This window comes from Amycolatopsis sp. NPDC104587 (genome assembly GCF_055583645.1).
In genome coordinates this window covers 455,293-480,974 of sequence record NZ_JBVJNO010000001.1, presented here as the reverse complement: position 1 = coordinate 480,974, position 25,682 = coordinate 455,293, and the positions used below count along the sequence as shown (strand labels likewise).

Genomic DNA, 25,682 nt, shown 5'->3' with positions numbered 1-25,682 from the left:
GCTTATGCGGTCCTTATGGCCCTCCTGCGCAGACTGGGCGGGTGCGGGTGCTGGTGGTGGAGGACGAACGGCTGCTGGCCGACTCGGTCGCGGAGGGGCTGCGGCGGTTCGCCATGGCCGTCGACGTCTGTTACGACGGCGAGCAGGCCCTCGAACGCGTCGGTGTGCACGGCTACGACGTCGTGGTCCTCGACCGCGACCTGCCGAAGGTGCACGGTGACGACGTCTGCGCCGCCGTGGTCCGGGCGGGTGGCGAGGCGCGGGTGCTGATGCTGACCGCGGCCGCCGACGTCACCGAGCGGGTGGCCGGCCTGGGCGCCGGCGCCGACGACTACCTGACGAAGCCGTTCGCCTTCGCCGAGCTGGTCGCCCGGGTGCAGGCGCTGTCGCGGCGCGCGCGGCCCGCGTTGCCCCCGGTGCTGGAGCGCGACGGCGTCGTGCTCGACCTGCCGCGTCACCAGGCCGCCCGCGACGGCCGGTTCCTGCTGCTCTCGCCGAAGGAGTTCGCCGTGCTCGAGGTGCTCATGCGGGCGGAGGGCGCGGTCGTCAGCGCCGAGGCCCTGCTGGAAAAGGCGTGGGACGAGCACGCGGACCCGTTCACCAACGCGGTGCGCGTCGCGGTGATGACCCTGCGGCGCAAGCTCGGCGACCCGCCGGTGATCGAGACCGTGCCGGGCGCCGGCTACCGGTTCGGCGCCCGGTGAACGGCATTTCGGTCCGCGCCAAGCTCACCGCCTGGTACGGCGGGCTGTTCCTGCTGGCCGGGCTCGTCCTGGTCGTCATCAACTACCTGCTGGTGCAGAGCACGCTGCCGGACCCGGCCCGGGTCGCCTCCTCGACGATCGGCACGGCCGACCTGACCTACGGCGTCCCGGCGGACACGGTGGGCTCCCAGGGTGTCGCGGTCCGGCTGCTCAGCGGTTCGCTGGCGGACTACCGCTCCTCGACGCTGTCCACGCTGGTGGTGGGCTCGGCGATCGCGCTGGTCGTGACGGCGGCGCTGGCGGTGCTCTTCGGCTGGCTGATGGCGGGGCGCGCGCTGCGGCCGCTGCACGACATCACCTCCGCCGCGCGGCGGCTGGAGGCGGGCAAGCTCGACCGGCGCATCAACCTCGAAGGCCCGCCCGACGAGCTGAAGGAGCTCGCCGACACCTTCGACGGCATGCTCGACCGGCTCGCGGAGTCGTTCGACAGCCAGAAGCGGTTCGTCGCGAACGCGTCCCACGAGCTGCGGACACCCCTGGCGGTGCAGCGGACGCTGATCGAGGTCGCGATGGCCGACCCGGAAGTGGCGCCCGAGCTGCGGAAGCTCGGCACGCACCTGCTGCACACCAACGAGCGCAGCGAGCGGATGATCGAGGGCCTGCTGGTTCTCGCCCGCAGCGACCGGGGGCTGACGGCGCGTGCCCCGGTCCGGCTCGACGAGGTGGTGGCGTCGGTCGTGCGGGCGACGTCCGCGCAGGCCGGGTCGGCCGGGGTGAAGGTGGAGACCCGCCTGCGGCCGCGGGTGGTCGCGGGCGACCCGGTGCTGCTGGAGCGGCTCGTGACGAACCTGGTGGTCAACGCGATCACGTACAACGCCGCGGGCGGCTGGGTGTACGTCGAGGTCCGCGGGGATCCGGCCCTGGAGGTGCGCAACTCCGGGCCGGTGGTGCCGTCCGAAGCCGTGCCGACGCTGTTCGAGCCGTTCCGCCGGGTGGGGTCGGAGCGGACCGGGGACACGCGCAACGCGGGGCTGGGGCTGTCGATCGTCCGGTCGGTGGCCCAGGCCCACGGCGGGTACGCGGACGCCCAGCCCGGCCGGCGCGGCGGCCTCACCGTCGTCGTCCGGCTGCCGCCGGCGTGATCCACTCGATCGTGACTGACCGTGTCCGGCGTGTCACCCGGCGGCCGCCGACCTGGGTGATCCATGATGCGGACGTCGCTAAGTGAACAGTGGGCAGTTCGGTGCGGACTCGGCGCGCCTCGCACGTCAAGCCGACGCGCCGTTCTAACGTGGGCACCCACAACGGTGAAGCATCGGGGAAGGCGAACAATGCGCGCGCTTCGGGTAGTCGGGTTGCACGAGGACGGTAAGTCCATCGTGTGCGAAGACTCGGCGAGCGGTACGCGCTTCCTCCTCCCGGCCGATGAAAGACTGCGCGCGGCGGCGCGGGGTGACCTCACCCGCCTCGGCCAGATCGAAATCGAGTTGGAGAGCCAGATGCGGCCACGCGAGATCCAGGCGCGAATCCGTGCCGGCGAGTCAGTCCAGCAAGTCGCGGCGGGCGCCGGGATTTCGGAGCAGCGCGTCGAGCGGTACGCCTACCCCGTCCTGCTCGAGCGGTCCCGGACCGCCGAGCTCGCGCAAAGCGCCCACCCCGTCCGCGAGGACGGCCCCGACGTGCAGACGCTCGGCGAGGTCGTCGCGTACGGCTTCGGCGTCCGCGGGCACGACTACTCGAAGGCCGCCTGGGACGCCTGGAAGGGCGACGACGGCCGCTGGGTCGTCGTGCTGCAGTGGAAGGCCGGGCGCTCGGACAACCGCGCGCACTGGGCGTTCGCGCCCGGGGCGCACGGCGGCACGGTCGTGGCGCTCGACGAGAACGCCGAGGTCCTGCTCGACCCGAACGCCTACCGCGCCCCGCGCACGGTCCGCGCCCTCGACCCGGCCCGCGACGCGGAGTTCCAGCCGACGCTGGACTCCGTGCCGCCGGAACGCGCCGAGCTGCCGGCGGCCGAGCCGGACCCGGACGACGACACGCGCGAGATCCCGCGTGTCCCGGCCGATCCCGAGGAAGACGTCGCCGAGGAAGAGCCGCGGCCGAAGGCCAAGAAGAATCACCCGATCGTGCCGTCCTGGGAGGACGTGCTCCTCGGGGTCCGCTCGCAGCGCGGTTAGTCCACCAGCGCGGCGAGCGTCTTCGGCGCGACCAGCCGGTAGGCCTCACGCACGATCCGGTCGACCTCGGCCCAGTCGACGTCGACGTCCAGCCGCACGCCCAGCCAGCCACGATGGCCGACGTAGGCCGGCCGGAAGAACCGCCCCGGCTCGGTGCGCACGAGTTCCTCCTGCGCACCGGGCGGAGCGGGACACCAGAAGGCGAGCCGGCCGTCACCGTGGTGGTCGTCGGCGAACATGACGAAGGTCTTCTTGCCGCGCACGAACCAGGCGGGCGAGCCGTGACTGAGGCGCTCGGTCGCTTCCGGCAGGACCAGGCACACCTTCCGCAACGCGTCGAGCTGCTTCATCCCGCCAGGTTACGACCTGCGTGCGGCGTCGTCCGCAGGTCACCGCGCATCCGCTAAAGCGCGATGACCAGCACCCCGATCCAAGCGATGACCACGCCACCCGCCGCCCCGTAAGCGGCCCAGCGCAGGATCGGCGTCCGGCGGATCAGCCACAACGACGGCGCGATCCCGGCCGTCACGACCACCGACGCCACCAGCGCCAGCCAGCCGCTGGTCTCGCGGGCCAACGTCGAGGCCAGCGCCAGCATGGCGACCACGACCACCGCCGCGATGAACGCCGAGACCGTCAGTCCGGTCAGCCACGGGGTCGGCTCCCCCGGCTCGCCCGGCGGGCCGAGCAGTGAGCGGACCAGGCGCTGGCCGGGTTCGGTGGGCCGCGGCGGGGGCTCGACCACCGTGTCGGCGCCGGTGACCGGGTCGACGAACCGCACCGTCGTGCCCATCACCGAGGCCAGCCGACCGGCCAGCTGGCGGCCGCGTTGGGAGACGACCGCGCCCGCCTCGGCGCCGGAGTCCACCGAGACCGCGGCCGCCACGCGCGCCCACTCGTGCAGTGCCTGTGCCAGGTCGGCGCCGATCGCGAGCTTGTGCGGGTCCACCTCACGGGCGTGTTCCCCGCCGGGGCCGGCCAGCACGGCGCGCTCACCGCGGATCCGCAGCTCCATGGGGTCCCTTCGCGCCGCTCCACCAGTCCCGAGACCAGAACCTTAGTCGGCGTCCGCCAGTTCGTAGAAGGCCACGGCGGCGGCCGTCGCGATGTTGAGGGAGTCGACTCCCGCCGGCATGGGTATCCGGACCGCGTGATCAGCCGCCGCCAGCGCCGCCTCGGTCAGTCCGGGGCCTTCGGCGCCGAACAGCAGCGCGACCCGTCCGGGCGCGTGCTTCCGCAGCTCGCGCAGCGGAACCGAGCCCGGCCGAGGGGTGAAGGCCGCGACCGAAAAGCCGTGCTCCCGCAGCTCGTCCAGGCCGCCGGGCCAGTCCGTCAGGTGCCCGAACGGCACCCGCAGGACGTGGCCCATCGACACGCGCACGCTGCGCCGGTACAGCGGGTCCGAACAGCCCGGGCCGAGCAGCACCCCGCCGACGCCGAGCGCAGCCGCGTTGCGGAAGAGCGCGCCGAGGTTTTCGTGGTCTCCCACGCCTTCCAGCACGGCGATCGTGCGCGCGCCGGCCACGACGCCGGAAACCGTGAGCGGCGCGGGCCGGCCGGCGACGGCGAGGATCCCGCGGTTGAGGTGGAAGCCGACCACCTCGGCCATCGTCTCCGCGGAAGTGACGTACTGGGGCACGTCTGTCCCGTGGAGATCACCGGCCAGCTCGGCGAACCGGCGTTCGACACCCAGCAACGCCCGCACCGGGTAGCGGGACGCCAGCAGCCGGGACACCACGACGGCACCCTCGGCGATGACGAGTCCCTTGCCGCCCGGGCGGTCCGGGCGGCGGTCCGCTGTGGACAGGTCGCGGAAGTCGTCGACGCGCGGGTCGCCGGAGTCGTCGATGTGGATCACGCCCATCCGCCCAGTCTGTCATCCGCCTGCCGGGTGCCCGACTGGTCCGAACGTCGACCCCGGAGTGGTACGAACGGGTCTATTTTGCTGTCGGTTAACCCCTCGTGACGGAGAGCACCAGTTTGGCCGCTAGCCCGGTTGCAACCGCTGTGAAACGGTTGTCCGCCAGGACTTGAAACACGTCCTAGTTCCACACCGACACAAAGCAGGGATGGTCATGGGGATGGACCTCGCGGCTCAACCGTTCAACACGCTCGACCGCGGACGGTACCGCCGCAAGGTGCAGCGTTGTCTCGACACGTTGGCCCGCATGCTCACGGACGGCAGTTTTTCGTTCCCCCGCAAGAACATCGGCCTCGAGGTCGAGCTGAACCTGGTCGACCGCGAGATGCGTCCGTCGATGACGAACGCCGCGGTGCTGGAGGCGCTCGACGACCCGTCGTTCACCACGGAGCTGGGCCAGCACAACCTCGAGCTGAACGTGCCGCCGCGGCCGCTGGCCGGCGATTCGGCCCTCCAGCTGGAAGACGACCTCCGCGCGTACCTGGCGACGGCGTCGGCGAAGGCGCGCGACACCGGGTCGGCGCTGGCGATGATCGGCATCCTGCCGACGTTGAAGCACGAGCACTTCGACCAGAAGTGGCTCACCAACAAGACCCGGTACTCGACGCTGAACGACCAGATCTTCGCCGCGCGCGGTGAGCGCACGGTGCTGGCCATGGAAGGCGCGCCGCTGTCGGGCCAGCAGCCCGAGCGGTTGCGCAGCTACGCCGAGTCGATCCTGCCGGAAGCCGCGTGCACCAGCGTGCAGCTGCACCTCCAGGTCGCGCCGGAGGAGTTCGCGGCGCACTGGAACGCGGCGCAGTGCCTGGCCGGGCTGCAGATCGCCCTCGCGTCGAACTCGCCGTTCCTGCTGGGCAAGGCGTTGTGGCACGAGACGCGCATCCCGCTGTTCCTGCAGGCGACCGACACCCGGCCGGAAGAGCTCAAGAACCAGGGTGTGCGGCCGCGGGTCTGGTTCGGCGAGCGGTGGATCACGTCCATCTTCGACCTGTTCGAAGAGAACGTCCGCTACTTCCCCGGCCTGCTCCCGGAAACCGACGCCGAAGACCCGATCGAAGCGCTCGACGCGGGCCAGGCGCCGAAGCTCACCGAGCTGCGGATGCACAACGGCACCATCTGGCGCTGGAACCGGCCGGTGTACGACGTCGTCGACGGATTGCCGCACCTGCGCATCGAGAACCGCGTGCTGCCGGCCGGGCCGACGGTTGTCGACACGGTGGCGAACGCGGCGTTCTTCTACGGCGCCCAGCGCGCGCTCGCCGAGGCGGAACGCCCGGTGTGGAGCCAGATGTCCTTCCAGGCCGCGGAGGAGAACCTTTACGCCGGCGCGCGCCGCGGTTTCGAAGCGCAGCTGTACTGGCCCGGCATCGGCTGGATCCCGCCGGACGAGCTGGCCCTGCGCGTCCTGCTGCCGCTCGCCCACGAGGGGCTGCGCCGCTCCGACGTCTCCGACGAGGCCCGCGAGCGCTACCTCGGCATCATCGAGCGCCGGTGCCTCGCCCGGAAGACCGGGGCGACCTGGCAGCGCGACTACGTCGTGCGCGCGCAGGAACGCGGCCTCGACCGCGAGGCGGCGCTCACCCGGATGCTGGCGCGCTACCTGGAGCTGTCGGAGGCCGGCGAGCCGGTGCACGCCTGGCCGCTCGACGACTGAGCGCTAGCCTGGGCCGATGCCGAAGATTCTCGGTGAGTCGCTGGAAGCGCACCGGCGCGAGGTCCGGGCGCGGGTCTTCGACGTCATGCGCGCGCAGCTCTACGAACGCGGTTTCGACGCGATCACGCTCGCCGGTGTCGCCGCGGCGGCCGGGGTGGGCCGCACCGCGCTGTACAACCACTTCCCGGACAAGGAAAGCCTGCTGGTCGCCTTCGTCGAGGACGAGGCCGCCCGGTACGTCACGCGGCTGACCGAGGCCGTCGAGGCGCAGGCCGACCCGGTGGACCAGCTGGCCACCTTCGTCCGGCTGCAGCTGCGGGTGCTGGCCGAGTACCACATGCCGCCGGGCGCGGCGCTCGCGTCGGCGCTGGCGCCCGCGGCGTACCGCCGGATCAGCGCGCACGCCGACCCGATCACCGACCGGCTGCGCGCGATCCTCGCCGGCGGCGTCGACCTGGGGCGCTGGCCCGCGGCCGACCCGGACGTCCTGATCCCGATGATCACGGCGGCGCTGGGCAACCGGACGCTGGTCGACGGGCCCCCCGAGCAGCTGGAAGACGTCGTCGAGGCGGCGGTCCGGTTTGTGCTCCGAGCGGTCGGGACTGCCATTTAGGGTAGCCTAACCCGAGGATATGCCCTACGATCTTTCTGACAGCGTGTCAGATCGATCGCCGGGAGGCTGCCCCATGTCGGTGACCACGGATGCTCGCCCGTTCTCGGCGACCCTGCGCGCGTCGACGCTCGAGGTGCACGAGAAGGCGAACTACTCGACGTACATGCGCGCCCTGCTCGGCGGCGAGCTGACGCAGGAGGGCTACACCCAGCTCGCGATCCAGTACTACTTCGTCTACGGCGCGATCGAGGCCGCGAGCGACCGCATGGCCGGCCACCCGGTCGGCGGCGAGTTCGTCTTCGACGAGCTGCGGCGGCTGCCCAACCTGGAGCGCGACCTCGCGCACCTGGTCGGCGCGGACTGGCGCTCGACGATCTCCCCGCTGGCCTCGACGCAGGCGTACGTCGCGCGAATCGGCGAAGCGTCTTCGTGGGCGGGCGGGTACGTCGCGCACCACTACACGCGCTACCTGGGCGACATCGCGGGTGGCCAGGCGATCCGGCGGCTGCTGGAGAAGAAGTACGACGTCGCCGAGGCCGGCACGCTCTTCTACCACTTCGAGGGCATCGGCAGCGCGCCCCGCTTCCGCGACCAGTACCGCGCGAAGCTGGACAACGCGCCGTGGGACGAGGCGGAGCGCGCCCGCGTGATCGACGAGACGCTGGTGGCGTTCGAGTGCAACGTCGCGGTGTTCGAGGAGCTCGCTTCACGGCTGGACGAGTTCCGTGCCTGATCTCACAGCTCATTGACCTCCAGTTAAGTCCAGGTAGCAGGCTCGGTTTCGGGTGGCTTGCCCTCGGGTACGCCACTGTCGAGCCGGTCGTCCCACGCGGTGACCACGACGCGCCCCCGCTCGCCGCGGAGAGGCGTGTGCTACTAGGTTCGATACCGGAAACTTGTGTCGAAGACAGAAGGAGGGCCAATGGCCCGCTACGAGCTCCCCGATCTCGACTACGACTACAGCGCCCTCGCGCCCCACATCTCCGGCGAGATCAACGAGCTGCACCACAGCAAGCACCACGCGACCTACGTCAAGGGCGCGAACGACACGCTCGACAAGATCGCCGAAGCGCGCGACGCCGGCGACTTCGGCTCGATCGTCGGCCTGGAGACCACCCTGGCCTTCAACCTGGCCGGCCACGCCAACCACGTCGTGTGGTGGAAGATCCTTTCGCCGGAAGGCGGCGACAAGCCGACCGGCGAGCTGGCCGCGGCGATCGACGAGGCCTTCGGCTCCTTCGACAAGTTCAAGGCGCAGTTCACCGCCGTGTCGACGACGATCCAGGGCAACGGCTGGGGCGCGCTCTCCTGGGACCCGATCGGCAAGACGCTGATCACCCAGCAGCTGCGCGACCACCACAACAACCTGATCCTGCCGACCGTGCCGATCCTGCTGGTCGACGTCTGGGAGCACGCGTTCTACCTGGACTACAAGAACGTGAAGCCGGACTACGTCAAGGCTCTCTGGAACATCTTCAACTGGGCGGAGATCTCCAAGCGCTTCGACAACGCCGTCGCCGGTGGCAACGGCCTGCTGCTCGGCTGAGTCCTCCCTCGGCAACGGGGTCCTTCCACCCGGAAGGGCCCCGTTTTTCGTCGGCGGGTGAAATCGCTTGACCTCGAGTGCGGTCGAGGTGTGAGAGTGGCGGCATGGACGTTGACGCGTATCTGGCCCGCCTGGGGGTCGCGTGGCCCGCGACGGCCGACCTGACGACCTTGCGCCACCTGCAGGAACGCCACCTGAGCACGGTGCCGTTCGAGAACCTGAGCATCCACCTCGGCGAGGCCGTCGAGCTCGGCGAAGAGGCGTTGTTCGACAAGATCGTCCACCGGCGTCGCGGTGGATTCTGCTACGAGCTGAACGGCCTGTTCGCGGCGCTGCTGCGCGAGCTCGGCTACGACGCCTCACTGCACGCGGCGCAGGTGTTCCGGCCGGACGGGACGCTCGGCCCCCCGCTGGACCACGCGGCGATCATCGTGTCCCTGGATGAGCCCTGGCTGGTCGACGTCGGCTTCGGCCGGTTCTCCCGCCACCCGCTGCGACTGTCCGGCGTGGACGGCCAGTCCGATCCGGACGGTGAGTTCCTGCTCCTGGACGCCCCGCACGGCGACGTGGACGTCGTCATGGACGGCAAGCCCCAGTACCGCCTCGAGCGCCGGCCGCGGCCGCTGTCCGACTTCGTCCCGATGGCCTGGTGGCAGGCGACGTCCCCGGAGTCCCACTTCACGAAGTCGCTGACGTGCTCGCGGCCGACGTCCCAGGGCCGGGTGACGCTGTCGGGCAGCAAGCTGATCGAGACGGTCGACGGCGTCCGGAACGAAATCACGCTGACGGGTGAAGCGGCGATCCGCACGGCGTACCGCGTCTACTTCGGTCTCCCGCTGACGCGGCTGCCCACTCCGCCGGGTGAGAGCCCCTTGACGAGCGGATCGCTCAGCCCGACACTGCCCGTGCAATGAACGAAGCCCCGGCCTGGGGTTCCCAGGGCCGGGGCTCCGTCCGTTCCCGAACTGACTGCCGCTCCCACCACGAAGCGGACATGTATGAGGTTAGCCTAACCTCATCTCCCGGGCAAGAGGCTCCTTGCGGAGACCCCGATCTCACTCGTCCGGATGAGATCGTGTCGCAACTACGGAACGGAATCACTCGATCACGACGTGTCAATGGCAGGCGGCACAATGCTCGGGTGACCGCTCATGTATTCGTCGACGAGAGCAAGCGCGGCGGCTACCTCATCACCGCCGCGGCAGTACTGCCTGGTGACCTCAGTCGAGCCCGCCAGGCCATTCGCGGCTTGATCCTGCCCGGGCAGCGGCGGTTGCACTTCACACACGAGAGCGACAACCGGCGCAAACAGATCCTCGACCGCAGGCGGCAGCGCGAGGCTTGCCTCGATGGGCTGATTGCCGACCTCGCGGGCGCCAGAACGCGAATGCTCGTTATCGAGACGGACGAATCTGTACTCGAACTCGACCGCCGGATCCTCTACCGGTCGACCCGGCTACACGGCTGCGAGACGCTGGAATACCGCCACCACCGCGCACACGAGGAGCCGCTGCTCGCGATCCCCGACGCATTCGCCTGGTGCTGGCAGCGAGGAGGCCAGTGGAAGACACGGGCCAGGGATTTCGGCGTCGACATCAAGACCCTCTGACGCCGGAAACGCGAAACCCGGCCCGCCCACCGTCCGGAAGGCTGCCGGGTCCACTTCGCCCGCCTAGTGGCAGGTGCAAGATCAGTCTACAGCCTCCCACCCCAAGCAGCCAAGATGACCGCTAGACCTTCGCCCGCTTCAACACCCGAAGCCCGAACCCGCGCTGCACCGGCCAGGAAACCCCACCCCGCCGGATCAAAACCACCGCGCACACCACCGCGGCCAGCGCCGAAACCGCCCCGCCGATGTAGAAGGGAGACCGTCCGCCGAACGCCTGCGCCATCCAGCCGACCATCGGCCCGCCGATCGGGTTGCCGCCGATCAGCACCAGCACGTACAGCCCCATCACGCGGCCGCGCATCTCGGGGCTCACCGAGGTCTGCACCAGCGCGTTCGCGGTGTTGAGGAACGTCATCGTGGCGAAGCCGAGCGGGATCAGGCCGAGGCCGAACGTCAGGTACGTCGGCATGAACGCCGTGAGCAGCTCGAACACGCCGAGGAAGAACGCCGAGATCAACATCAGCCGCACCCGCGGCCGGCCCTTCGTCCCGCGGCGGGCCGACATGATCGCGCCGGTGAACGTGCCGACCGCCACCAGCGTCGACAGCAGCCCGTAACCGTCGGCGGCGGTGTGGAACACGTTCGCCGCGACGATCGGGAGCGAGCTGAAGTACGTGATGCCGAACGTGCTGACGAACAGCACCAGCACCATCACCGTCATCAGGTCGGAGCGCCGCCGGACGTACCGCAGGCCCTCGACCAGCTGGCCCTTCTCGCGCGGCACCGCCGCGACGCGGAAGAGCTTGTCCGGGTTCATCAGGACCAGCCCGGTGATCACGGCGACCGTGCTGGCCGCGTTCGCGATGAACAGCCAGCCGGTGCCGATCCAGGTGATCGCGAACCCGGCGATGGCCGGGCCGACGATGCGCGCCATGTTGAAGATCGACGAGTTGAGCGCGACGGCGTTGGCGACCTGGTCGCGGCCCACCATCTCGGCGACGAACGACTGGCGCGTCGGCACTTCGAGCGCCGCGGTGACGCCGAGCGTGAAGCACAGGACGTAGACCTGCCACAGCTCGACGAACCCGCTCAGGTCGAGCACCCCCAGCACCACGGCCTGGGAACACGCCGCGGCCTGGATCCAGGTCAGCAGCCGGCGCTTGTCGACGCGGTCGGCGAGCACGCCGGCCCACAGCGAGAGGAACAGCGTCGGCGTGAACTGCAGCGCGACGGCGACACCGAGGGCGATCGGGTTGTTGCCGCTGAGGGTGAACACCAGCCAGTCCTGGGCGATGCGCTGCATCCAGGTGCCGATGTTCGAGATGACCTGGCCGGTGAAGAACAGCCGGTAGTTGCGGACCCGCAGCGACGCGAACATGCTGCCGCGCTTCGGAGGAGATGGTGGCGAGGCGGACGGCGGTGGGGCCGTGTCCCGGGTAGCAGTGGTCTCGATGGAACGTTTGGTTTCGCTACCCGTGGCCGTCACCGTGGTTAGTTCCCCGCCATCCTGTCTATGATTTCGGCGGCTTTCGAGAGCACTTCGCGCTCTTCGTCGCCGAGTTCCGCCAATTGCCGGTCCAGCCAGGCCTCCCGCACGGAGATGGCCTTGCGCACGTACGCCAGCCCGCTTTCGGACAGCTCGACGATGGCCTGCCGGCCATCGGTCGGGTGCGGGCGCCGCTCGACGAACTTCATCTCCTCGAGCGCGGCGATCACCCTCGTCATCGAAGGTGGCTGGACGCCTTCCTTCGCGGCGAGCTGACCCGGTGTCAGCGCACCGCACTTGTGCAGGGTGGACAGCGCGGCGACCTGCGTCAGCGTGAGGTCGTCCCCGACGCGCTGTGCCCGCAGCCGGCGGTTGAGCCGGACCACCGCGAGACGCAGACGGCTCGCCAACGAGCGTTCGTGCGTGTCGCCGGACATATAGTTAGCATACCTTACGAAACTTCCACCGCACGGGTGATCTCCGTCAACCGCAACCCCCCGCGACGCCCAGGCGTCCTCTTCTCGGAGACTGGGGGTCCGATGAACAAGAAGCTTGTGGCCGTCGCCGGCCTGGCGCTGCTGGCGATCGTGGCCGGGTGCGGCGAAGATGCCCCGGCGGCCGCGCCGCCGCCCACCTCGCCCAGCGCCGCCGCGCGGGCCGTGGCGCTCTACCCGCTCCCCGACGAGCCCGGCACGACGCTCCACATCCCGGTGCCCGCTACCTGGACGGTGACCCACGACAAGGAGCGCGCGAGCTACCGCCAGGGCGACCTCCTGCTCGAGACCGACCGGGTGCCGATCACGCAGGAGGACGCGCTGAGCGGCCTCGAAGCCGTCGCGCGCGGGCAGGGCACGGTCGTCGGGCACGCCCCGATCGCCGATCGCGACGCCGCGGAATGGGACTTCTCCTACGAACGTGACGGCGTGCCGCGGCGGGTGACCGTGGTCGGCCTCGGCGCCGGCGACGCCCTGGTGACAGTGCGGTTCGAGGCCCCGGCCGCGGATTTCGACCGCAGCCGGGGTGTCCTCGACGAAGCCCTGAAGATCAGGAGCTGAACGCGGACTGGATCGGCCCGACGGCGAAGTAGGCGACGAACGCCAGCGCGATCACCCACATCAACGGGTGCACCTGACGCGCCTTGCCGGTGGCCGCGCGGATCACGACGTAGCTGACGAAACCGGCGCCGATGCCGTTCGCGATCGAGTACGTGAACGGCATGACGACGATCGTCAGGAACGCGGGCAGCGCGATCGAATAGTCGGTGAAGTCGATGTCGCGCACCTGCGCCATCAGCATCGCGCCGACCACGACCAACGCCGGCGCGGCCGCCTCGACCGGCACGACCTGATACAGCGGCGTCAGGAACATCGCGGCGATGAACAACACGCCGGTGACGACGTTCGCCAAGCCCGTCCGCGCGCCCTCGGCGATGCCGGACGCCGACTCGACGAACACCGTGTTCGAGCTCGCCGAGCCGAACCCACCCGCGGCGCCGGCGAGACCCTCGACGAACAGCGCCTTGCCGACGCCTGGCAGCTGGCCGTCCTTCGGCAGCAGGTCGGCCTCCTTCGCCAGCCCGGTCATGGTGCCCATCGCGTCGAAGAAGTCGGCCAGGACCAGCGTGAACACCAGCAGGCAGACGGTGATGATCGGCAGCCGCGTCCAGGCGCCGAACGAGACCTCACCCACCAGGGACAGGTTCGGCAGGCCGACGACCTGGTCCGGCAGCGCCGGGTAGCCGAGGTTCCAGCCCTTCGGGTTCGTGCCCTGCGACGGCCCGGCCTTGACGATCGCCTCCACGACGACGGCCAGCACCGTCGAGGACAGCACGCCGATCAGGATCGCGCCCTTGACCTTGCGCACCACCAGGATGCCGGTGACCAGCAGGCCGACGACGAACACCGCGGTCGGCCAGGACGCGATCGAGCCGTTGATGCCCAGGCCCACCGGGACGGTGGTGTGCGCGGCGTCCGGCAACCGGCGGACGAACCCGGCGTCGACCAGCCCGATCAGGCAGATGAACACGCCGATGCCGACGGCGATCGCCGACTTCAGCGACGCCGGCACCGCCCGGAACACCGCGGTCCGGAAGCCGGTGAGCACGAGCGCCACGATGATGACGCCCTCGATGACCACCAGGCCCATCGCCTCGGGCCAGGTCATCTGCGGGGCGATGGTGACCGCGACCAGGCTGTTGATGCCCAGGCCGGTGGCGATGGCGAACGGGTAGTTCGCGACCAGGCCCATCAGGATGGTCATGACGCCGGCGACGAGCGCCGTGACCGCCGCCACCTGCGGAACCGGCAGAATGCCGCCGAGGAGGTCCTTGTGGGCGCCCGCGTCGTCAGCGGCGAAGCTGCCGATGATCAGCGGGTTCAGCACCACGATGTAGGCCATCGTGACGAAGGTGACCAGGCCGCCGCGCAGCTCGCGCGGGACGGTCGAACCCCGTTCGGTGATCTTGAAGAACCGGTCCAGTGTGGACGTCCCGGTGCGGGTCGTCTCCTGCTCCGCCATTCGCCTGCCCATTCTCTCGCTGCTGCGGAGTACCCTGCACCTCGTGAGTGATCCGAGCAATCCACCGGAGGTTACGGGCTCGTTGCGGCACACGCCGGAGCTGCCCAAGAAGCTGACCGACCTGACGCCGGTGGTGATCGTAGGCACCTCGATCTGGGCTGTCGCGCTGGTGGTGCTCTTCTTCACGACTTCGGGGCTGTGGGTGCAGACGGCGCTGTCCGGGTTCGTGCTCGGGTTCATCGGCCTGGCGATCATCGCCTGGCAGCGCGCCGCAGCCCGTCGCGGCTCGAAGTCCGCTCAGCGGCTCTAGCTCAGGAGGGTCCGCGGCGAGGGGTCGTCGAGCAGCGCCGTGATCAGGTGCCGGTCGGGCCAGCGCCCGGCCGCCCAGGCAAACGCGCGGGCCAGGCCCTCGGAGGTGTCGGCCGCGTGCAACCGGTCGTCGGACCACCACTGGACGTCGTGTTCGGCGCCCCGGATCACCACGGTCAGGGGGTCGTGCACCAGCACCCCGCCCTCGGGCAGCCGGACGCCGAGCTGGTCGGCGACGAGCTTCAGCGCGGGCAGCTCGGCCCAGGGCGCGTACTCACCCTGGCTGGTCACCTCAGCGTCCTCGGTGCCGGCCAGCGGAAGGTCGAGCAGGGCCGAAAGCCGCTCCGGCTCCTCCGGCGCGACGACGTACTGGTTCGGTTCGAGGGCGCCGGCCACCCAGGGCACGTCGAGGACCAGCGCGTCGTCCACGACGGACCCGTCCGCGGCCCGGACGGCTTCCGGCGGACGCGGGTCCAACCCGGACTCGACCACGGCGTCGTAGGCGCGGGTGGTCAGTCCCGGTGAGACTGTCCTACCGGGATCGGCAAGCCTTTTCAGGAGGTCTTCCACTTCATCCACAGTGGACAGCGTCAGATCGGTGCGCACGCCCGCGAGTTCGAGCAGGTCCGTGCTCAGTCCGACGTCGGGAACTTCGTCGTAAAGCCCGGCCAGGTCGGCGTTCCCGAGTCGCCACTCGTTCGGCGCGAACCCGCCGAGCAGGGCGTACTGCGCGATCCACCAGGACGCGTGTCCACGCAGGGCGCGGAACGTCTCCGGCCGCGCGGCCAGCAGCTTGAGCGCGGCGGGCCAGGCATCGTCGGCGACGAGGTCGAGGTCCCGGATCGCCACAAGCGTCGACGGCGGCTCCGTCAGCGAGTCCCACCAGGCCTCTTCGTCCGGCAGGTCGTGGTCGGGTTCGTGCGGTTCGTCGTCGACGACAAGCGCGAAGGAGTCGAGCACTCCGGCGGCTTGCAGCGTCTCGGCGGGCCAGTCTTCCGCGAAGTCCTCGTCGAGGACGTCGAGTGCGCCGTCTTCCTCGAAGACCTCTTCGTCGAAGATGTCGAGCAACGGCGAGTTCGGGAGCAGCAGTTCGTCGGCACGTCGCCAGGAATCGGTGGCGGGCAAGGCAAGTGCGCCCACCCAGCGCGGGGCGTCGTTCGCGCAGTCGGCGATCAACCGGAGGACGGCGCCCGCGAGGGTCGTACCGTCCAATCCGGACCGGACGTCCTCGACACTGCGCTCGACGGCGTCCCGCAGCTCATCGGCGTTGAGCAGCTCACGGGCATCGGCTTGCTTGGCGCCCAAGCGTTCCAGCAGCGGGTGCGACGCGGCCGGGTGCACCAGCCGCAGTCCCGGAATGTCCACATCGGACAGCAGTTCGAGCAGCTCGGCGGAGCCTTCGACGAGCAGGCTACCCTTGGCTCCCGGCAGCGTCCGGCCGTCCGACAGCGGAACGGGAAGACCGTCCAACCTGGACACGGCCAGCGCGTGCGACTCGACGGCGATGGTCAGTGCGGCGTAGACGTCGTGCCACCAGCCGGGTTCCCGGCTGATCCCGGTAAGCGTTTCCAGCACCTCTTCGATGCTGATCACCTGGACGGAGACGGCTTTCAACGTCTGCGCGGGCGCGGAACTCTTGATCAGCCCAGGCACAACGTCGGCGAGGAGCTTCGCGAGCCCAGGCACCTCAACGTCGATGACTCGCGCCTGGCGTCCACCGACCTCGACGCCGTCCTGAGTGGACAGCCAAGGCTCTCTAGCGAGGTTCGCCAGGACTTCGTCGTGCAGCTTGGCGTCCACAGTAGACTTCGGAAATCCTGGCTTGGGAACAAGACCGAACCGGTTCTCGTCCGGCAAAAGCCGAACGAGCCCGACGTACTCGGCAGCGGCGCTCTCAAGTGCCTTGGCGAGTTCATCACCAGGCAGCGCGCGCCGACGCGAAGGCTCGACCGGCACGGACGCAAGAAGCCGAGCGGGAAGCGACAGGGCGTCATCGGTCGGGGTCGGCGCGTGCAGGACGTCCTCGTCGAGCGGCTGCGGAATGCCTTCACGGTCAACCGGAACGGCCCAGACGACGTCACCGCGGTGGGTCAGCCAGCGAGTCTCCCGCTCCGGCCCCCGCACGACAACAACGTCACCCTCGGCAACCCGAGTCCAAACGCGACCGTCCACATCGGCTTCCGTCAGCCAGGGCAGAGCGAGAAGCAGATCGGCGACGTCGTTGGCAAGCTGGTCGAGCAGCGCGCGACCGTCGACGTCGTCTCGCAGCGGCAACCGGACTTCGGTGTCGAAGCCAACGGGAACATCGGCCTCCACGGGCCACGGCAGCCGCAGCACGGGGACGTCACCGCTGATACCGGCGGCTTCCCGAGTGCGATCGGCGGAGAAGACGACCCCACCGGTCGTGGAGACGACGCGGGGTTCGTCGGAAACGGTGCGCACGGCGGCAAAACCAACCCCGAACCGCCCGACGGTCTCACCGGTCTTACCGGAAGCCCGCAGCGAAGCGAGCGACGCGACGCCACGCGCGTCAAGCGGAGCCCCGGTGTTGGCAAACCGGAGTTCACGGTCCACAAGAGACACCCGAATCCGCCCAGGCTCACCGGCGGCCATGGCGGCGTCGGCGGCATTCTGGGCGAGCTCGACAAAAAGCCGATCCCGATAAGCACCGAGGCGAAGGTCCCGCTCGACGTTGGTGTCCTCGGTGAGCCGGGTGGGCGAGTCCTGCCAGGCGCGTAGGGTCGCTTCGCGGAGCCGCGCAGTGCCGAAGGGATCGGCACCGTGCGGCTCAGCCGTTGCGCTGGTCACCGCGCTCTTCGGTCCCGCCATCGGTCGCCTCGACGTCTTGTTCGGTCACGTCGACGAGCCGCTCACCGGAGGTGTCGGTCACGAGGGACTCAGCAACCCCGGCCGCCGAAAGCCGGCTCGCCTCCGGGGGAATCCCGTGAGTTTCAGGCGCGGCTTCCTGCGAGCCAGGAGTTGTGTGCGCCTCAGCGGCGGAGTCGGCCACGTCAGCCTGGGTCGGCTCGGCATCAGCCGGCTCGGCGGCCGCATCGGTCGCCACCTGCGACTCAGCGGCCGCATCAGCCACCTCAGTCAGCGTCGGCTGCACATCGGCAGGCTCCGGCACCTCGGCAGCAGCCGGCTCGGCGACCACATCGGCCTCGGCCACCTGCGACTCTGCGACCGCATCGGTGACCTCAGCCTGGGTGGCCTCGGCATCCGCGGGCTCCGCCACCTGAGCGGCCACCGGCTCGGCGGCCAAATCGGTCACCTCGGCCTGAGTCGGCTCGGCATCCGCGGGCTCGGCCACCTCAGCGACCACCGGCTCGGCAACCTCATCGGTCACCTCGGCCGGAGTCGGCTCGGCAACCGCGGGCTCGGCCACCTCAGTCACAACCGGCTCCGCAACCGCATCGGTCGCCTCAGTCTGCGTCGGCTCCGCAGCGGTGTCCGCCGCCGGGATCGGCTCGGCGGCCGCATCCTTCACCGGCTCCGCGTTCACAGCCTCCGGCACCTCGACCGCCGCCGGCTCGGCGACCGCAGCAGTCGCCGCCGTCTCGGGGAGCTCCGGCTCTGCGACCACATCCGCAACCGCGCCGGTCACCGCCGCCTCGGGAACTTCCGGCTCGGCGATCGCCTCAGCCGGCGAACTCTCCGAAACCACTCCCGGCTCCACCTCGGCCGGTGAGACATCCGCCTCCGCGATCGCCGTCTCCGAATCGGCCGCCGCCGACTCCACCGTCTCCGGCTCCGCGACCGCCGACTCCGGCTCCGCCGCCGCCTTCGCAGACTCCGGCTCCGCCTTCGCCGGCTCCTCCACCTCCGGCGCCGGCGTGAAATCCAACAGCGAATCGTCGTACACCAGCTCCGCCACCGGAACAGACGACGTCACCTCGACCTCGACCTCCGAGTGGGCTCCGCAGCCGTACTCGACGTCGACCACGTGGCCGTCTGCTGGGGCTATGTCGTTGCTGCACACTCCGAACACTCCGCGCAGCGAACCCGCCAACGGCACGAAGAACCCGCACGTCCCGCACACGTCCGGGGCGCTGCGGGCCATGTCGGACCGGGGGCCGAACTCGCCCGAGTGCCAGCGGGCCGCCGCGTCCGTGCGGCCGAAACGGGACAACACGTGTACCCGGCCCAAGCCCGCGTCGTGGGCCACTGCTTCTACCGCCGGGTCGTCCGACTGGACGTACGCCGGGGCCAGGCGGGGGTCGTTCTCGTCCGTCGGGAAGATGTCGCCGACGCCGAGGTCGCCCGCTCGGACTCGGCGCTCCCACGGCACCCACGCCGGGGCGATCCGGGCTTCGGGGCCGGGCACCAGGACGACCTCGCTGACCGTCACCGGCTCGTCGTCGCCCGCCAGTGCGATCGTCACCGACCAGCGCCAGCCGCGATAACCTGGGACCTGAGCCTCGAAGAGATGACTCGCCGTGACCGCGTCCTCACGAGCGGCACCCACGTGGGCGCCGATCTGCTCCTCGGGCGCGTCCTCCAGCACCGCGGCTCGCGCGAACTCCACCGCGTCGGCGAGTTTGCGCTGCACGGAGCCGTCGTCGAGGGTCAGCAGCAGAGTCATGCGGCCAATTGTGCCGCACGCATCCTCGGCGCCCGTGCCAGGCTGTTCAACGTGCGCACGCCGATCATCACCTCACTGCTGCTGGCCGCCGCGCTCGGCGGCTGCGCCGGGGCGCCCGAGCAGGAGCCGGGCCCCGAACAGCTGACCGTCCAGGTGCTCTCGACCCTGCCGCACGACCCCGCCGCGTTCACCGAAGGCCTCGAGTTCGCCGGCGACACGCTCTACGAGAGCACCGGTCTCGCCGGCGCGTCGACGCTCACCGCGGGCCCGGCCGGCGGACCGCCCACCACGAAGGCCACGCTCCCCGCACCGCTCTTCGGTGAGGGCGTCACCGTGCTCGGGTCGACGCTGTGGCAGCTCACCTGGCAGGACGGCTTCGCCATCGAACGCGACTCCAAAACCCTCGCCGAGCTGCGGCGCGTCCCCTACCAGGGTGAAGGCTGGGGCCTCTGCCACCAGGCGGACGGCCGGCTCGTGATGAGCAACGGCTCGTCGTGGCTGACCTTCCGCGACCCGAAGACCTTCGCGGTCACCGGCAGCGTCGACGTCGGCCGTGATCAGCTCAACGAGCTCGAGTGTGTCGGCGACGACGTGTACGCAAACGTTTGGCACACCGACACCGTGCTGCGGGTCAACGCCGCCACCGGACACGTCACCGGGACGATCGACGCAGGTCAGCTGCGTGCCCAGCTGAACAAAACGGGCGCCGAAGACGTGCTCAACGGTATCGCCGCCGTTCCCGGGACGGACGAGTTCCTGCTCGCCGGGAAGCAGTGGCAGGTCACGTTCCGGGTGAGGTTCGTCCCGGTAACGCCGGGAAAGCACGGATGAGCAGGCGGGACCGACCTCCGGTAAGGCAGGATTGAGACGTGGCACTCTTCGGCTCCCGCTCCGACGGCTCCGGCTCGCAGCAGCGCGGCCGGAAGTCCAAGCGGCGCTGGGCGCCGGAGCCGGGCGCCGCGCAGGCCCGGTCCTGGCGGGACTCGGTGACCCCGGCGCGCGCCGAACACCAGAGCCCGAGCCCGCCGCCGCCCACCCGCGTCGAACGGCCGGCCCCGCCGCCACCACCACCGCGCGGCGGGTACTACGACGACCGCGTGCCGAACGCGAACGAGGCGCCGACCGCGGCCGCGCCGTCGGGACACCGGCCGCCGCCACCGCGCGGCGCCCGGCCCTACGACCCGCACCGCACCGAGCCGGTGCACCGCGAGCAGCCCGGCTTCTACCAGGGAGAACGTCGGCCCGGCAGCGGTGAGTACGAGCACTACGACACCGGCGGATACGCAGGCGAGCCGCGCCCGCCGCAGCCTGAACCCGAGCCGCCGCGGGAAGAGCCGCGGACGCCGGGTGGCACCCCGAAGCTGCCGAAGAAGATTACCGTCACGCGGGTGGCGGCGATGCGCAGCCGGCAGCTGACCGGCCAGGCCGTCGGCGCCTTCCAGCGCGCGACGAAGGCCGACGGCGCCGAGAAGTCCGGCCTCACCTCGCTGACCTACGCCGTGATGCTGAACTACGCCAGCGACGCGGCGATGGCGATCGCGCTGGCCAACACGCTGTTCTTCGCCGCGACCAGCGGGGAGAGCAAGGGCAAGGTCGCGCTCTACCTGCTCATCACGATCGCGCCGTTCGCGCTGGTCGCGCCCGTGATCGGGCCCGCGCTCGACAAGGTGCAGCGCGGCCGGCGGCTGGCGATGTGCGCGTCTTCGGTCGGCCAGGGCCTGATGGCCGTGGTGATGGCGCTGCACTTCGACGACTGGCTGCTCTACCCCGCCGCGCTCGGGATGATGGTGCTCTCGAAGTCCTTCACCGTGCTCAAGGCGGCCGTGACCCCGCGGGTGCTGCCCTCGGAGATCACGCTCTCCAAGACGAACGCCCGGCTGACGACGTTCGGCCTGGTCGCCGCCGGGGTCTTCGGCGCGCTGGCCAGCGGTATCAACGCGATCTCCGGATCGGCGGGCGCGCTGTGGTTCACGGCGCTGATCTGCGTCGCCGCGGCGGTGCAGTCGATGCGGATCCCGGCCTGGGTGGAAGCGACCGAAGGCGAGGTCCCGACGTCGCTTTCGGCCCACCCGAAGGAGAAGAAACGACGGCAGCCGCTGGGGCGCCACATCGTCGTCGCGTTGTGGGGCAACGGCTCGGTGCGCGTGCTCACCGGCTTCCTCATGATGTTCGCCGCGTTCGCGGTGAAGGCGCAGACCGAGGGCAGCGGGCACAGCCCGTTCATGCAGCTGCTGTTGCTGGGGATCATCGGCGCCGCGGCCGGCGCGGGCGGGTTCATCGGCAACGCGCTGGGGTCGCGGCTCAGCTTCGGCAGCCCGGACCAGGTGATCGTCGGCTGCGTGGCGGGCTGTGTGCTGGCCGCGCTGGTCGCGACGCTGCTGCCCGGCCTGGCCACGGCCGCGATCGTCGGCCTGATCGGCGCGACGGCGAGCGCGCTGGCGAAGATCAGCCTCGACGCCGTCATCCAGGAGGACCTGCCCGAGGAGTCGCGGGCGTCGGCGTTCGGCCGCTCGGAGACCGTGCTGCAGCTGGCCTGGTGCTTCGGCGGCGCGGTGGGCCTGCTGCTGCCGCCGACGTACTGGATCGGCTTCCTCGTGATCAGCGTGCTGCTGGCGGTCGGCATGACGCAGACGTACCTGGTGCGCCGCGGCGGCTCGCTGATCCCGGGCCTCGGCGGCGACCGGCCGCTGCGCCCGGAGCCGACCGGCAGCTTCCCGGCCCAGGGCCTGCCCAGGGACCCGTCGGCCCGCCGGTAGGCTCCGGCCATGCGACGTTCCCGGGTGGTGGCCCTGCTTGCGGCCGGTGGGTTCGCGGTGGCCGGCTGCTCGGCGCCCGGCCCGGCCGAGGTCACCTTCTACGCCGACGGCCACGCGATCCGCGTCACGCCGATCATCGCGTGCGACTACTCGCACCCAGCGCAGGAGCAGTGCGCGCGCAAGGGCGCGCCGGAGACCCTGCGGGTCCGGCCAGGCAAGCCGGTCCAGATCTCCGTGCCCAGCGAAGTGGCGAAGGTGCCGTGGCACATCGTCTTCGAGTACGTGACCCCGCAGGGCGAGTTCAAGCAGAGCGGCCTGATCCCGATCACGTCCTTGGACCGCTACGCGTACACGGTCAGCCCGCCCACGCCCGCCGACCGCATCTCGGCCGTCGACGTGCAGAACTACACGGCCGCACCGGACCCGGCCACCGGCGCGGCGAGCCTGCAGCCCGACAATGTCTGGGGCATCCAGTTCGACCAGCCATGACGCGGTTTAGGGATCGAGGTCCCGGGCGACGGCGCGCATGATCTCGCCGATCTGCTTGGTGTGCTTGCGGTCCGGGTACCGGTTGCGCCGCAGGTCCGGCTGCACCTTCAGCTCGAGGAGCTTGATCATGTCCTCGATCAGGCCGTGCAGCTCCTCCGCGGGGCGACGGCGCGCCTCGACGACGGACGGCGGCGGGTCGAGCAGCCGGACGGAGAGCGCCTGCGGACCGCGGCGGCCGTCGGCGACGCCGAACTCCAGGCGCTGCCCGGCCTTGAGCCCCTCGACGCCCTGCGGCAGCGCGGCCTTGCGAATGTAGACGTCGGCGCCACCGTCCTGCGTGACGAACCCGAACCCCTTCTCCGCGTCGTACCACTTGACCTTGCCGGTCGGCACTTCCCTCACCAGTCTTTCTGCTGTCCTGCTCACGACGAACGCGCCCGGGGGCGTACCCAGGGCGCGCTGGGTAAAGGGTATCTCGCCACATGCCCTGGGGAGAAGTCGATACCTGCGGATACGCTCTGCTTCATGAAGACCGCGACAAAGGAGGCCGCCGTGGCCGCCCCCGGCAAACCGTTCCTCATGCGGATCGGCATCGGCCTCTTCGGCCTCGGCATGCTCGCCGTGCTCACCGTCTTCATCATGTTCGCCGCCGGCCTGGAGAACCTGCCGATCTGGCTCTCGGTCGGCGCCGGTGTCGTCACCCCGCTCGGGCTGCTGCTGGGCCTGATCGCGCTGGTCCGCGAGGCGCGCGCCAAGAGTTAAGGCACTGTCGCGAAGGTCCGCTCGAACCAGTCCGGGAACTCCGTCAGCGAGTCGAAGACCACCTCCGCTCCTTCGCTCAGCAGCAGCGCGCGATCACACGGACCCGTTGTGACGCCCACCGCGATCGCGTTCGCGGCCAGCGCACCGCGAATGTCACCGGCGTGATCTCCGACATACACCCGTGCGTCGTGCGCCAGGAGCGCTTCGGCCTTGCGGGTCGACCACAGCTCGCCGACGACCTCGTCGACGTCCAGGCCGAGCGCGTCGACGTGCAGCTGCGCGTTCGGCCCGTACTTCCCGGTGACGACGAGCGTGCGCCCGCCCGCGGCCCGCACCGCGCGCAGCGACTCGACCGCGCCCGGCAGCGCGACCGTGCTCGGCACCACCATCTCCGGGTACAGCGCACGGAACCGGTCGACGAGCCCGGGGATGCGTTCCTCGGGCGCCTCGAAGCCGCGCAGGATGTCGTCGAGCGGCGGGCCGAGGTTGGCCGCGAAGGCGTCTCCGTCCAGCGGTAGGCCGGATTCCACGCCGAGCGCGTTCATCGCCGCGGCCATGCCCGGCCGTGCGTCGATCAGTGTCATGTCGAGGTCGAACCCCACCGTGATGCCCACGCCAACACGTTAGCCACCACCACCGACAAATTTACACGTCAGCCGATCATGTACAGCACCTTGACAGCGGAGTGATCTGTGTCAAGGTGAAGGTGTGACCAGCTTCACTGACCGGACGAAGGCGTCCTTGCGGGAAGCGCTGCTCGACGCCGCCGCGGACCTGCTGCCGGACCGCGGGCACGCGGCCCTGCGGATGGCCGACGTCGCGGCGAAAGCCGGGGTGAGCAGGCAGACCGTCTACAACGAGTTCGGCAACAAGGCGGCGCTGACCCAGGCGGTGGCGCTGCGCACCGCGTCGGAGTTCCTCGACGGGATCCGGCAGCGGTTCGAAACGGCGGACGGGCTGCTGGCCGGCATCCACCACGCCGTCGTCTACACGATCGAGCACGCGCGGGAGAACCGCCTGGTCGCGGCGGCGCTCGGCACCGAAGCCGGCGAGGACCTGCTGCCGCTGCTGACCACCAAGGGCGAGCCGATCCTCAGCGCGGCCGCGGAGCTCGCCGCCGGGCAGTACCGGGAGCTCGAGCCGGGCCTGTCGGCGGAGTCCGCGGCCCTGCTCGCGGAGACCGTGGTGCGGCTTTCCCTGTCGCACCTGGTGCTTTCCACGCACTCGGCGACCGAGGCCGCCGACTCCGTCACCGCCGTACTGGCTCCTGCCATCCGCCAATTCGTCCACAATGGAGTGAAACGATGACCGACACGCTCTCCGAACTGCGGACCGGCTTTTCCTCGCTGCGCAAGGGCGGCCTGAACTGGGACTCGTTCCCGCTGCGGCTGTTCGTCAAGGGCAACAAGAAGTTCTGGAACCCCGCCGACATCGACTTCAGCCGCGAACGCGAAGGCTGGGACACGCTCAACGACGAGCAGAAGCGCAGCACGACGTACCTGGTCGCGCAGTTCATCGCCGGCGAAGAGGCCGTCACCGAGGACATTCAGCCGTTCATGCGGGCGATGTCGGCGACCGGCCGGTTCGGCGACGAGATGTACCTGACGCAGTTCTGCTTCGAGGAAGCCAAGCACACGGAGGTGTTCCGCCGCTGGATGGACGCCGTCGGGCTGACCGAGGACCTGCACCCGTACGTCGCGGAGAACCCGCACTACCGCAAGCTGTTCTACGAAGAGCTGCCGCAGTCGCTGCGGGCGTTGGAGGACGATCCCAGCCCGCTCAACCAGATCCGCGCGAGCGTGACGTACAACCACGTCATCGAGGGCAGCCTGGCGCTCACGGGGTACTACTCGTGGCAGCTGATCTGCACGCAGAACGACATCCTGCCGGGCATGCAGGAGCTGGTCCGCCGCATCGGCGACGACGAGCGCCGTCACATGGCGTGGGGCACCTTCACGTGCCGCCGGCACGTCGCCGCGGACGACTCGATGTGGGACGCCGTCCAGCAGCGGATGGGCGAGCTGCTGCCGCACGCGCTCAACATGATCCAGTGGGTGCAGGACCAGTTCGAGGAGGTCCCGTTCGACAACGACCCCGAGGAGATCATCCAGTACGCGGCGGACCGCGCGCAGCGCCGCCTGGGCGCGATCGAGTCGGCGCGCGGGACACCGGTGGAGCAGATCGACCTCGACTACTCCCCGGAGGTCCTGGAAGAGACGTTCGGCGAGGAGGACGCGAAGGCGATCGCGGAAGCGGCCGCCGCGGTCGGCTGAGCCCGGCCGTGAGGGGCACCTTCGAAGGTGCCCCTCACGTGCTCACCAGTCCCAGCTGCGCTTCATCCGATCACCAATCCCAGTTGCGCTTCACAGTCACCACTCCCAAGCTCGCTTCACGACGATCACCACTCCCAGCCGCGCTTCACGGTCACCACTCCCAGACTCGTGCCGTCGGGCGCCACTCGTTGCCGCCGCGGGACCAGTCCCAGCCTCGAACCACGTCGGATCTCCCTTCGTGTGACAAACACTGCGAAGGGGCAACGCACGACCGGCGCTCC

At 70.3% G+C, this 25,682-nt stretch carries 27 protein-coding genes; 17 read left to right on the top strand and 10 right to left on the bottom strand.

The genetic code is table 11. From position 1 onward, the window contains the following. The first annotated feature begins 41 nt into the window (after positions 1–41). From ACZ61C_RS02330 to sepH, 3 genes are all read left to right on the top strand, one after another. Positions 42–704, top strand: a complete 663-nt coding sequence (locus tag ACZ61C_RS02330) for a response regulator transcription factor (RefSeq protein ID WP_465301936.1) — start codon at positions 42–44, stop codon at positions 702–704. Then, positions 701–1,846, top strand: a complete 1,146-nt coding sequence (locus tag ACZ61C_RS02325) for a sensor histidine kinase (RefSeq protein WP_465301934.1) — start codon at positions 701–703, stop codon at positions 1,844–1,846. Before ACZ61C_RS02330 ends, ACZ61C_RS02325 begins: the two co-directional genes overlap by 4 nt. A 189-nt stretch (positions 1,847–2,035) precedes the next feature. Further along, positions 2,036–2,881, top strand: coding sequence for a septation protein SepH (gene sepH, locus ACZ61C_RS02320; protein WP_465301932.1), 846 nt, complete (start codon positions 2,036–2,038; stop codon positions 2,879–2,881). Here sepH and ACZ61C_RS02315 read toward each other — a convergent pair. From ACZ61C_RS02315 to ACZ61C_RS02305, 3 genes are read right to left on the bottom strand one after another with little or no spacing between them, the layout of a single operon-like run. Further along, positions 2,878–3,231: an MmcQ/YjbR family DNA-binding protein gene (locus ACZ61C_RS02315; protein WP_465301930.1), complete on the bottom strand. Its 354-nt coding sequence runs from the start codon at positions 3,229–3,231 to the stop codon at positions 2,878–2,880. The two genes, sepH and ACZ61C_RS02315, sit on opposite strands and share 4 nt — an antisense overlap. Before the next feature lie 53 nt (positions 3,232–3,284). Beyond that, complete coding sequence (locus ACZ61C_RS02310; RefSeq protein WP_465301928.1) at positions 3,285–3,896, bottom strand: DUF2537 domain-containing protein; 612 nt, start codon at positions 3,894–3,896, stop codon at positions 3,285–3,287. Between the two features lie 42 nt (positions 3,897–3,938). Beyond that, positions 3,939–4,745: a TrmH family RNA methyltransferase gene (locus ACZ61C_RS02305; RefSeq protein WP_465301926.1), complete on the bottom strand. Its 807-nt coding sequence runs from the start codon at positions 4,743–4,745 to the stop codon at positions 3,939–3,941. 211 nt (positions 4,746–4,956) lie between these two features. On the opposite strand from ACZ61C_RS02305, the gene ACZ61C_RS02300 reads away from it, so the two are divergent. The 6 genes from ACZ61C_RS02300 (at position 4,957) to ACZ61C_RS02275 (ending at position 10,224) form a co-directional block, all read left to right on the top strand. After that, positions 4,957–6,456 carry a glutamate-cysteine ligase family protein gene (locus tag ACZ61C_RS02300; RefSeq protein WP_465301924.1) on the top strand — a complete coding sequence of 500 codons (1,500 nt, stop codon included), beginning with the start codon at positions 4,957–4,959 and terminating at the stop codon, positions 6,454–6,456. 16 nt (positions 6,457–6,472) lie between these two features. Next, a complete protein-coding gene (locus tag ACZ61C_RS02295) occupies positions 6,473–7,069 on the top strand; it encodes a TetR/AcrR family transcriptional regulator (RefSeq protein ID WP_465301922.1) in 597 nt (198 codons plus the stop codon). A 73-nt stretch (positions 7,070–7,142) separates the two neighbouring features. Next, positions 7,143–7,802: a biliverdin-producing heme oxygenase gene (locus ACZ61C_RS02290; RefSeq protein ID WP_465301920.1), complete on the top strand. Its 660-nt coding sequence runs from the start codon at positions 7,143–7,145 to the stop codon at positions 7,800–7,802. Between the two features lie 189 nt (positions 7,803–7,991). After that, on the top strand, positions 7,992–8,615 hold the full coding sequence (locus ACZ61C_RS02285; RefSeq protein ID WP_103355325.1) for a superoxide dismutase: 624 nt from the start codon (positions 7,992–7,994) through the stop codon (positions 8,613–8,615). Between the two features lie 104 nt (positions 8,616–8,719). Beyond that, entirely contained in the window at positions 8,720–9,529 is an 810-nt protein-coding gene (locus ACZ61C_RS02280) for an arylamine N-acetyltransferase family protein (protein WP_465301918.1), read from the top strand. Between the two features lie 227 nt (positions 9,530–9,756). Then, entirely contained in the window at positions 9,757–10,224 is a 468-nt protein-coding gene (locus ACZ61C_RS02275; RefSeq protein ID WP_465301916.1) for a hypothetical protein, read from the top strand. Positions 10,225–10,345: 121 nt separating this feature from the next. Here ACZ61C_RS02275 and ACZ61C_RS02270 read toward each other — a convergent pair whose 3' ends face one another. Together ACZ61C_RS02270 and ACZ61C_RS02265 are read right to left on the bottom strand one after the other, a co-directional pair. Then, complete coding sequence (locus tag ACZ61C_RS02270; RefSeq protein WP_465301914.1) at positions 10,346–11,602, bottom strand: MFS transporter; 1,257 nt, start codon at positions 11,600–11,602, stop codon at positions 10,346–10,348. A 113-nt stretch (positions 11,603–11,715) separates the two neighbouring features. Further along, complete coding sequence (locus ACZ61C_RS02265; protein WP_290059953.1) at positions 11,716–12,147, bottom strand: MarR family winged helix-turn-helix transcriptional regulator; 432 nt, start codon at positions 12,145–12,147, stop codon at positions 11,716–11,718. A gap of 102 nt (positions 12,148–12,249) precedes the next feature. On the opposite strand from ACZ61C_RS02265, the gene ACZ61C_RS02260 reads away from it, so the two are divergent. After that, entirely contained in the window at positions 12,250–12,765 is a 516-nt protein-coding gene (locus ACZ61C_RS02260; RefSeq protein ID WP_465301912.1) for a hypothetical protein, read from the top strand. Here ACZ61C_RS02260 and ACZ61C_RS02255 read toward each other — a convergent pair. After that, complete coding sequence (locus ACZ61C_RS02255; RefSeq protein WP_465302747.1) at positions 12,755–14,227, bottom strand: NCS2 family permease; 1,473 nt, start codon at positions 14,225–14,227, stop codon at positions 12,755–12,757. The two genes, ACZ61C_RS02260 and ACZ61C_RS02255, sit on opposite strands and share 11 nt — an antisense overlap. Positions 14,228–14,309: 82 nt before the next feature. Between ACZ61C_RS02255 and ACZ61C_RS02250 the strand changes: the two genes are divergently transcribed. Next, a complete protein-coding gene (locus tag ACZ61C_RS02250; protein ID WP_364516951.1) occupies positions 14,310–14,537 on the top strand; it encodes a DUF2530 domain-containing protein in 228 nt (75 codons plus the stop codon). Here ACZ61C_RS02250 and ACZ61C_RS02245 read toward each other — a convergent pair. Next, positions 14,534–17,365, bottom strand: a complete 2,832-nt coding sequence (locus ACZ61C_RS02245; protein ID WP_465301910.1) for a sacsin N-terminal ATP-binding-like domain-containing protein — start codon at positions 17,363–17,365, stop codon at positions 14,534–14,536. The genes ACZ61C_RS02250 and ACZ61C_RS02245 overlap by 4 nt on opposite strands. Next, positions 17,325–19,121: a DUF3027 domain-containing protein gene (locus ACZ61C_RS02240; protein WP_465301908.1), complete on the bottom strand. Its 1,797-nt coding sequence runs from the start codon at positions 19,119–19,121 to the stop codon at positions 17,325–17,327. The genes ACZ61C_RS02245 and ACZ61C_RS02240 overlap by 41 nt, the downstream gene beginning before the upstream one ends. Positions 19,122–19,172: 51 nt before the next feature. Here ACZ61C_RS02240 and ACZ61C_RS02235 point away from each other — a divergent pair, with 51 nt between their 5' ends. From ACZ61C_RS02235 to ACZ61C_RS02225, 3 genes are read left to right on the top strand one after another with little or no spacing between them, the layout of a single operon-like run. Next, on the top strand, positions 19,173–19,952 hold the full coding sequence (locus tag ACZ61C_RS02235; RefSeq protein ID WP_465301906.1) for a glutaminyl-peptide cyclotransferase: 780 nt from the start codon (positions 19,173–19,175) through the stop codon (positions 19,950–19,952). Between the two features lie 38 nt (positions 19,953–19,990). Beyond that, on the top strand, positions 19,991–21,877 hold the full coding sequence (locus tag ACZ61C_RS02230) for an MFS transporter (protein ID WP_465301904.1): 1,887 nt from the start codon (positions 19,991–19,993) through the stop codon (positions 21,875–21,877). A 9-nt stretch (positions 21,878–21,886) separates the two neighbouring features. Next, a complete protein-coding gene (locus ACZ61C_RS02225) occupies positions 21,887–22,366 on the top strand; it encodes a DUF2771 family protein (RefSeq protein WP_465301902.1) in 480 nt (159 codons plus the stop codon). Positions 22,367–22,372: 6 nt separating this feature from the next. Here ACZ61C_RS02225 and ACZ61C_RS02220 read toward each other — a convergent pair whose 3' ends face one another. Beyond that, complete coding sequence (locus ACZ61C_RS02220) at positions 22,373–22,759, bottom strand: cold-shock protein (RefSeq protein ID WP_247025487.1); 387 nt, start codon at positions 22,757–22,759, stop codon at positions 22,373–22,375. 132 nt (positions 22,760–22,891) lie between these two features. On the opposite strand from ACZ61C_RS02220, the gene ACZ61C_RS02215 reads away from it, so the two are divergent. Continuing rightward, the gene (locus ACZ61C_RS02215) at positions 22,892–23,128 is read left to right on the top strand and encodes a hypothetical protein (RefSeq protein WP_465301900.1); all 237 of its coding nucleotides are present in this window, start codon (positions 22,892–22,894) and stop codon (positions 23,126–23,128) included. Here the strand turns inward: ACZ61C_RS02215 and ACZ61C_RS02210 are convergent. After that, entirely contained in the window at positions 23,125–23,742 is a 618-nt protein-coding gene (locus ACZ61C_RS02210) for an HAD family hydrolase (RefSeq protein ID WP_465301898.1), read from the bottom strand. The two genes, ACZ61C_RS02215 and ACZ61C_RS02210, sit on opposite strands and share 4 nt — an antisense overlap. 94 nt (positions 23,743–23,836) lie before the next feature. On the opposite strand from ACZ61C_RS02210, the gene ACZ61C_RS02205 reads away from it, so the two are divergent. Both ACZ61C_RS02205 and ACZ61C_RS02200 read left to right on the top strand, forming a co-directional pair. Beyond that, on the top strand, positions 23,837–24,436 hold the full coding sequence (locus ACZ61C_RS02205) for a TetR/AcrR family transcriptional regulator (RefSeq protein WP_465301896.1): 600 nt from the start codon (positions 23,837–23,839) through the stop codon (positions 24,434–24,436). Beyond that, positions 24,433–25,401, top strand: a complete 969-nt coding sequence (locus tag ACZ61C_RS02200) for a R2-like ligand-binding oxidase (protein WP_465301894.1) — start codon at positions 24,433–24,435, stop codon at positions 25,399–25,401. Before ACZ61C_RS02205 ends, ACZ61C_RS02200 begins: the two co-directional genes overlap by 4 nt. Positions 25,402–25,682: the final 281 nt, after the last annotated feature.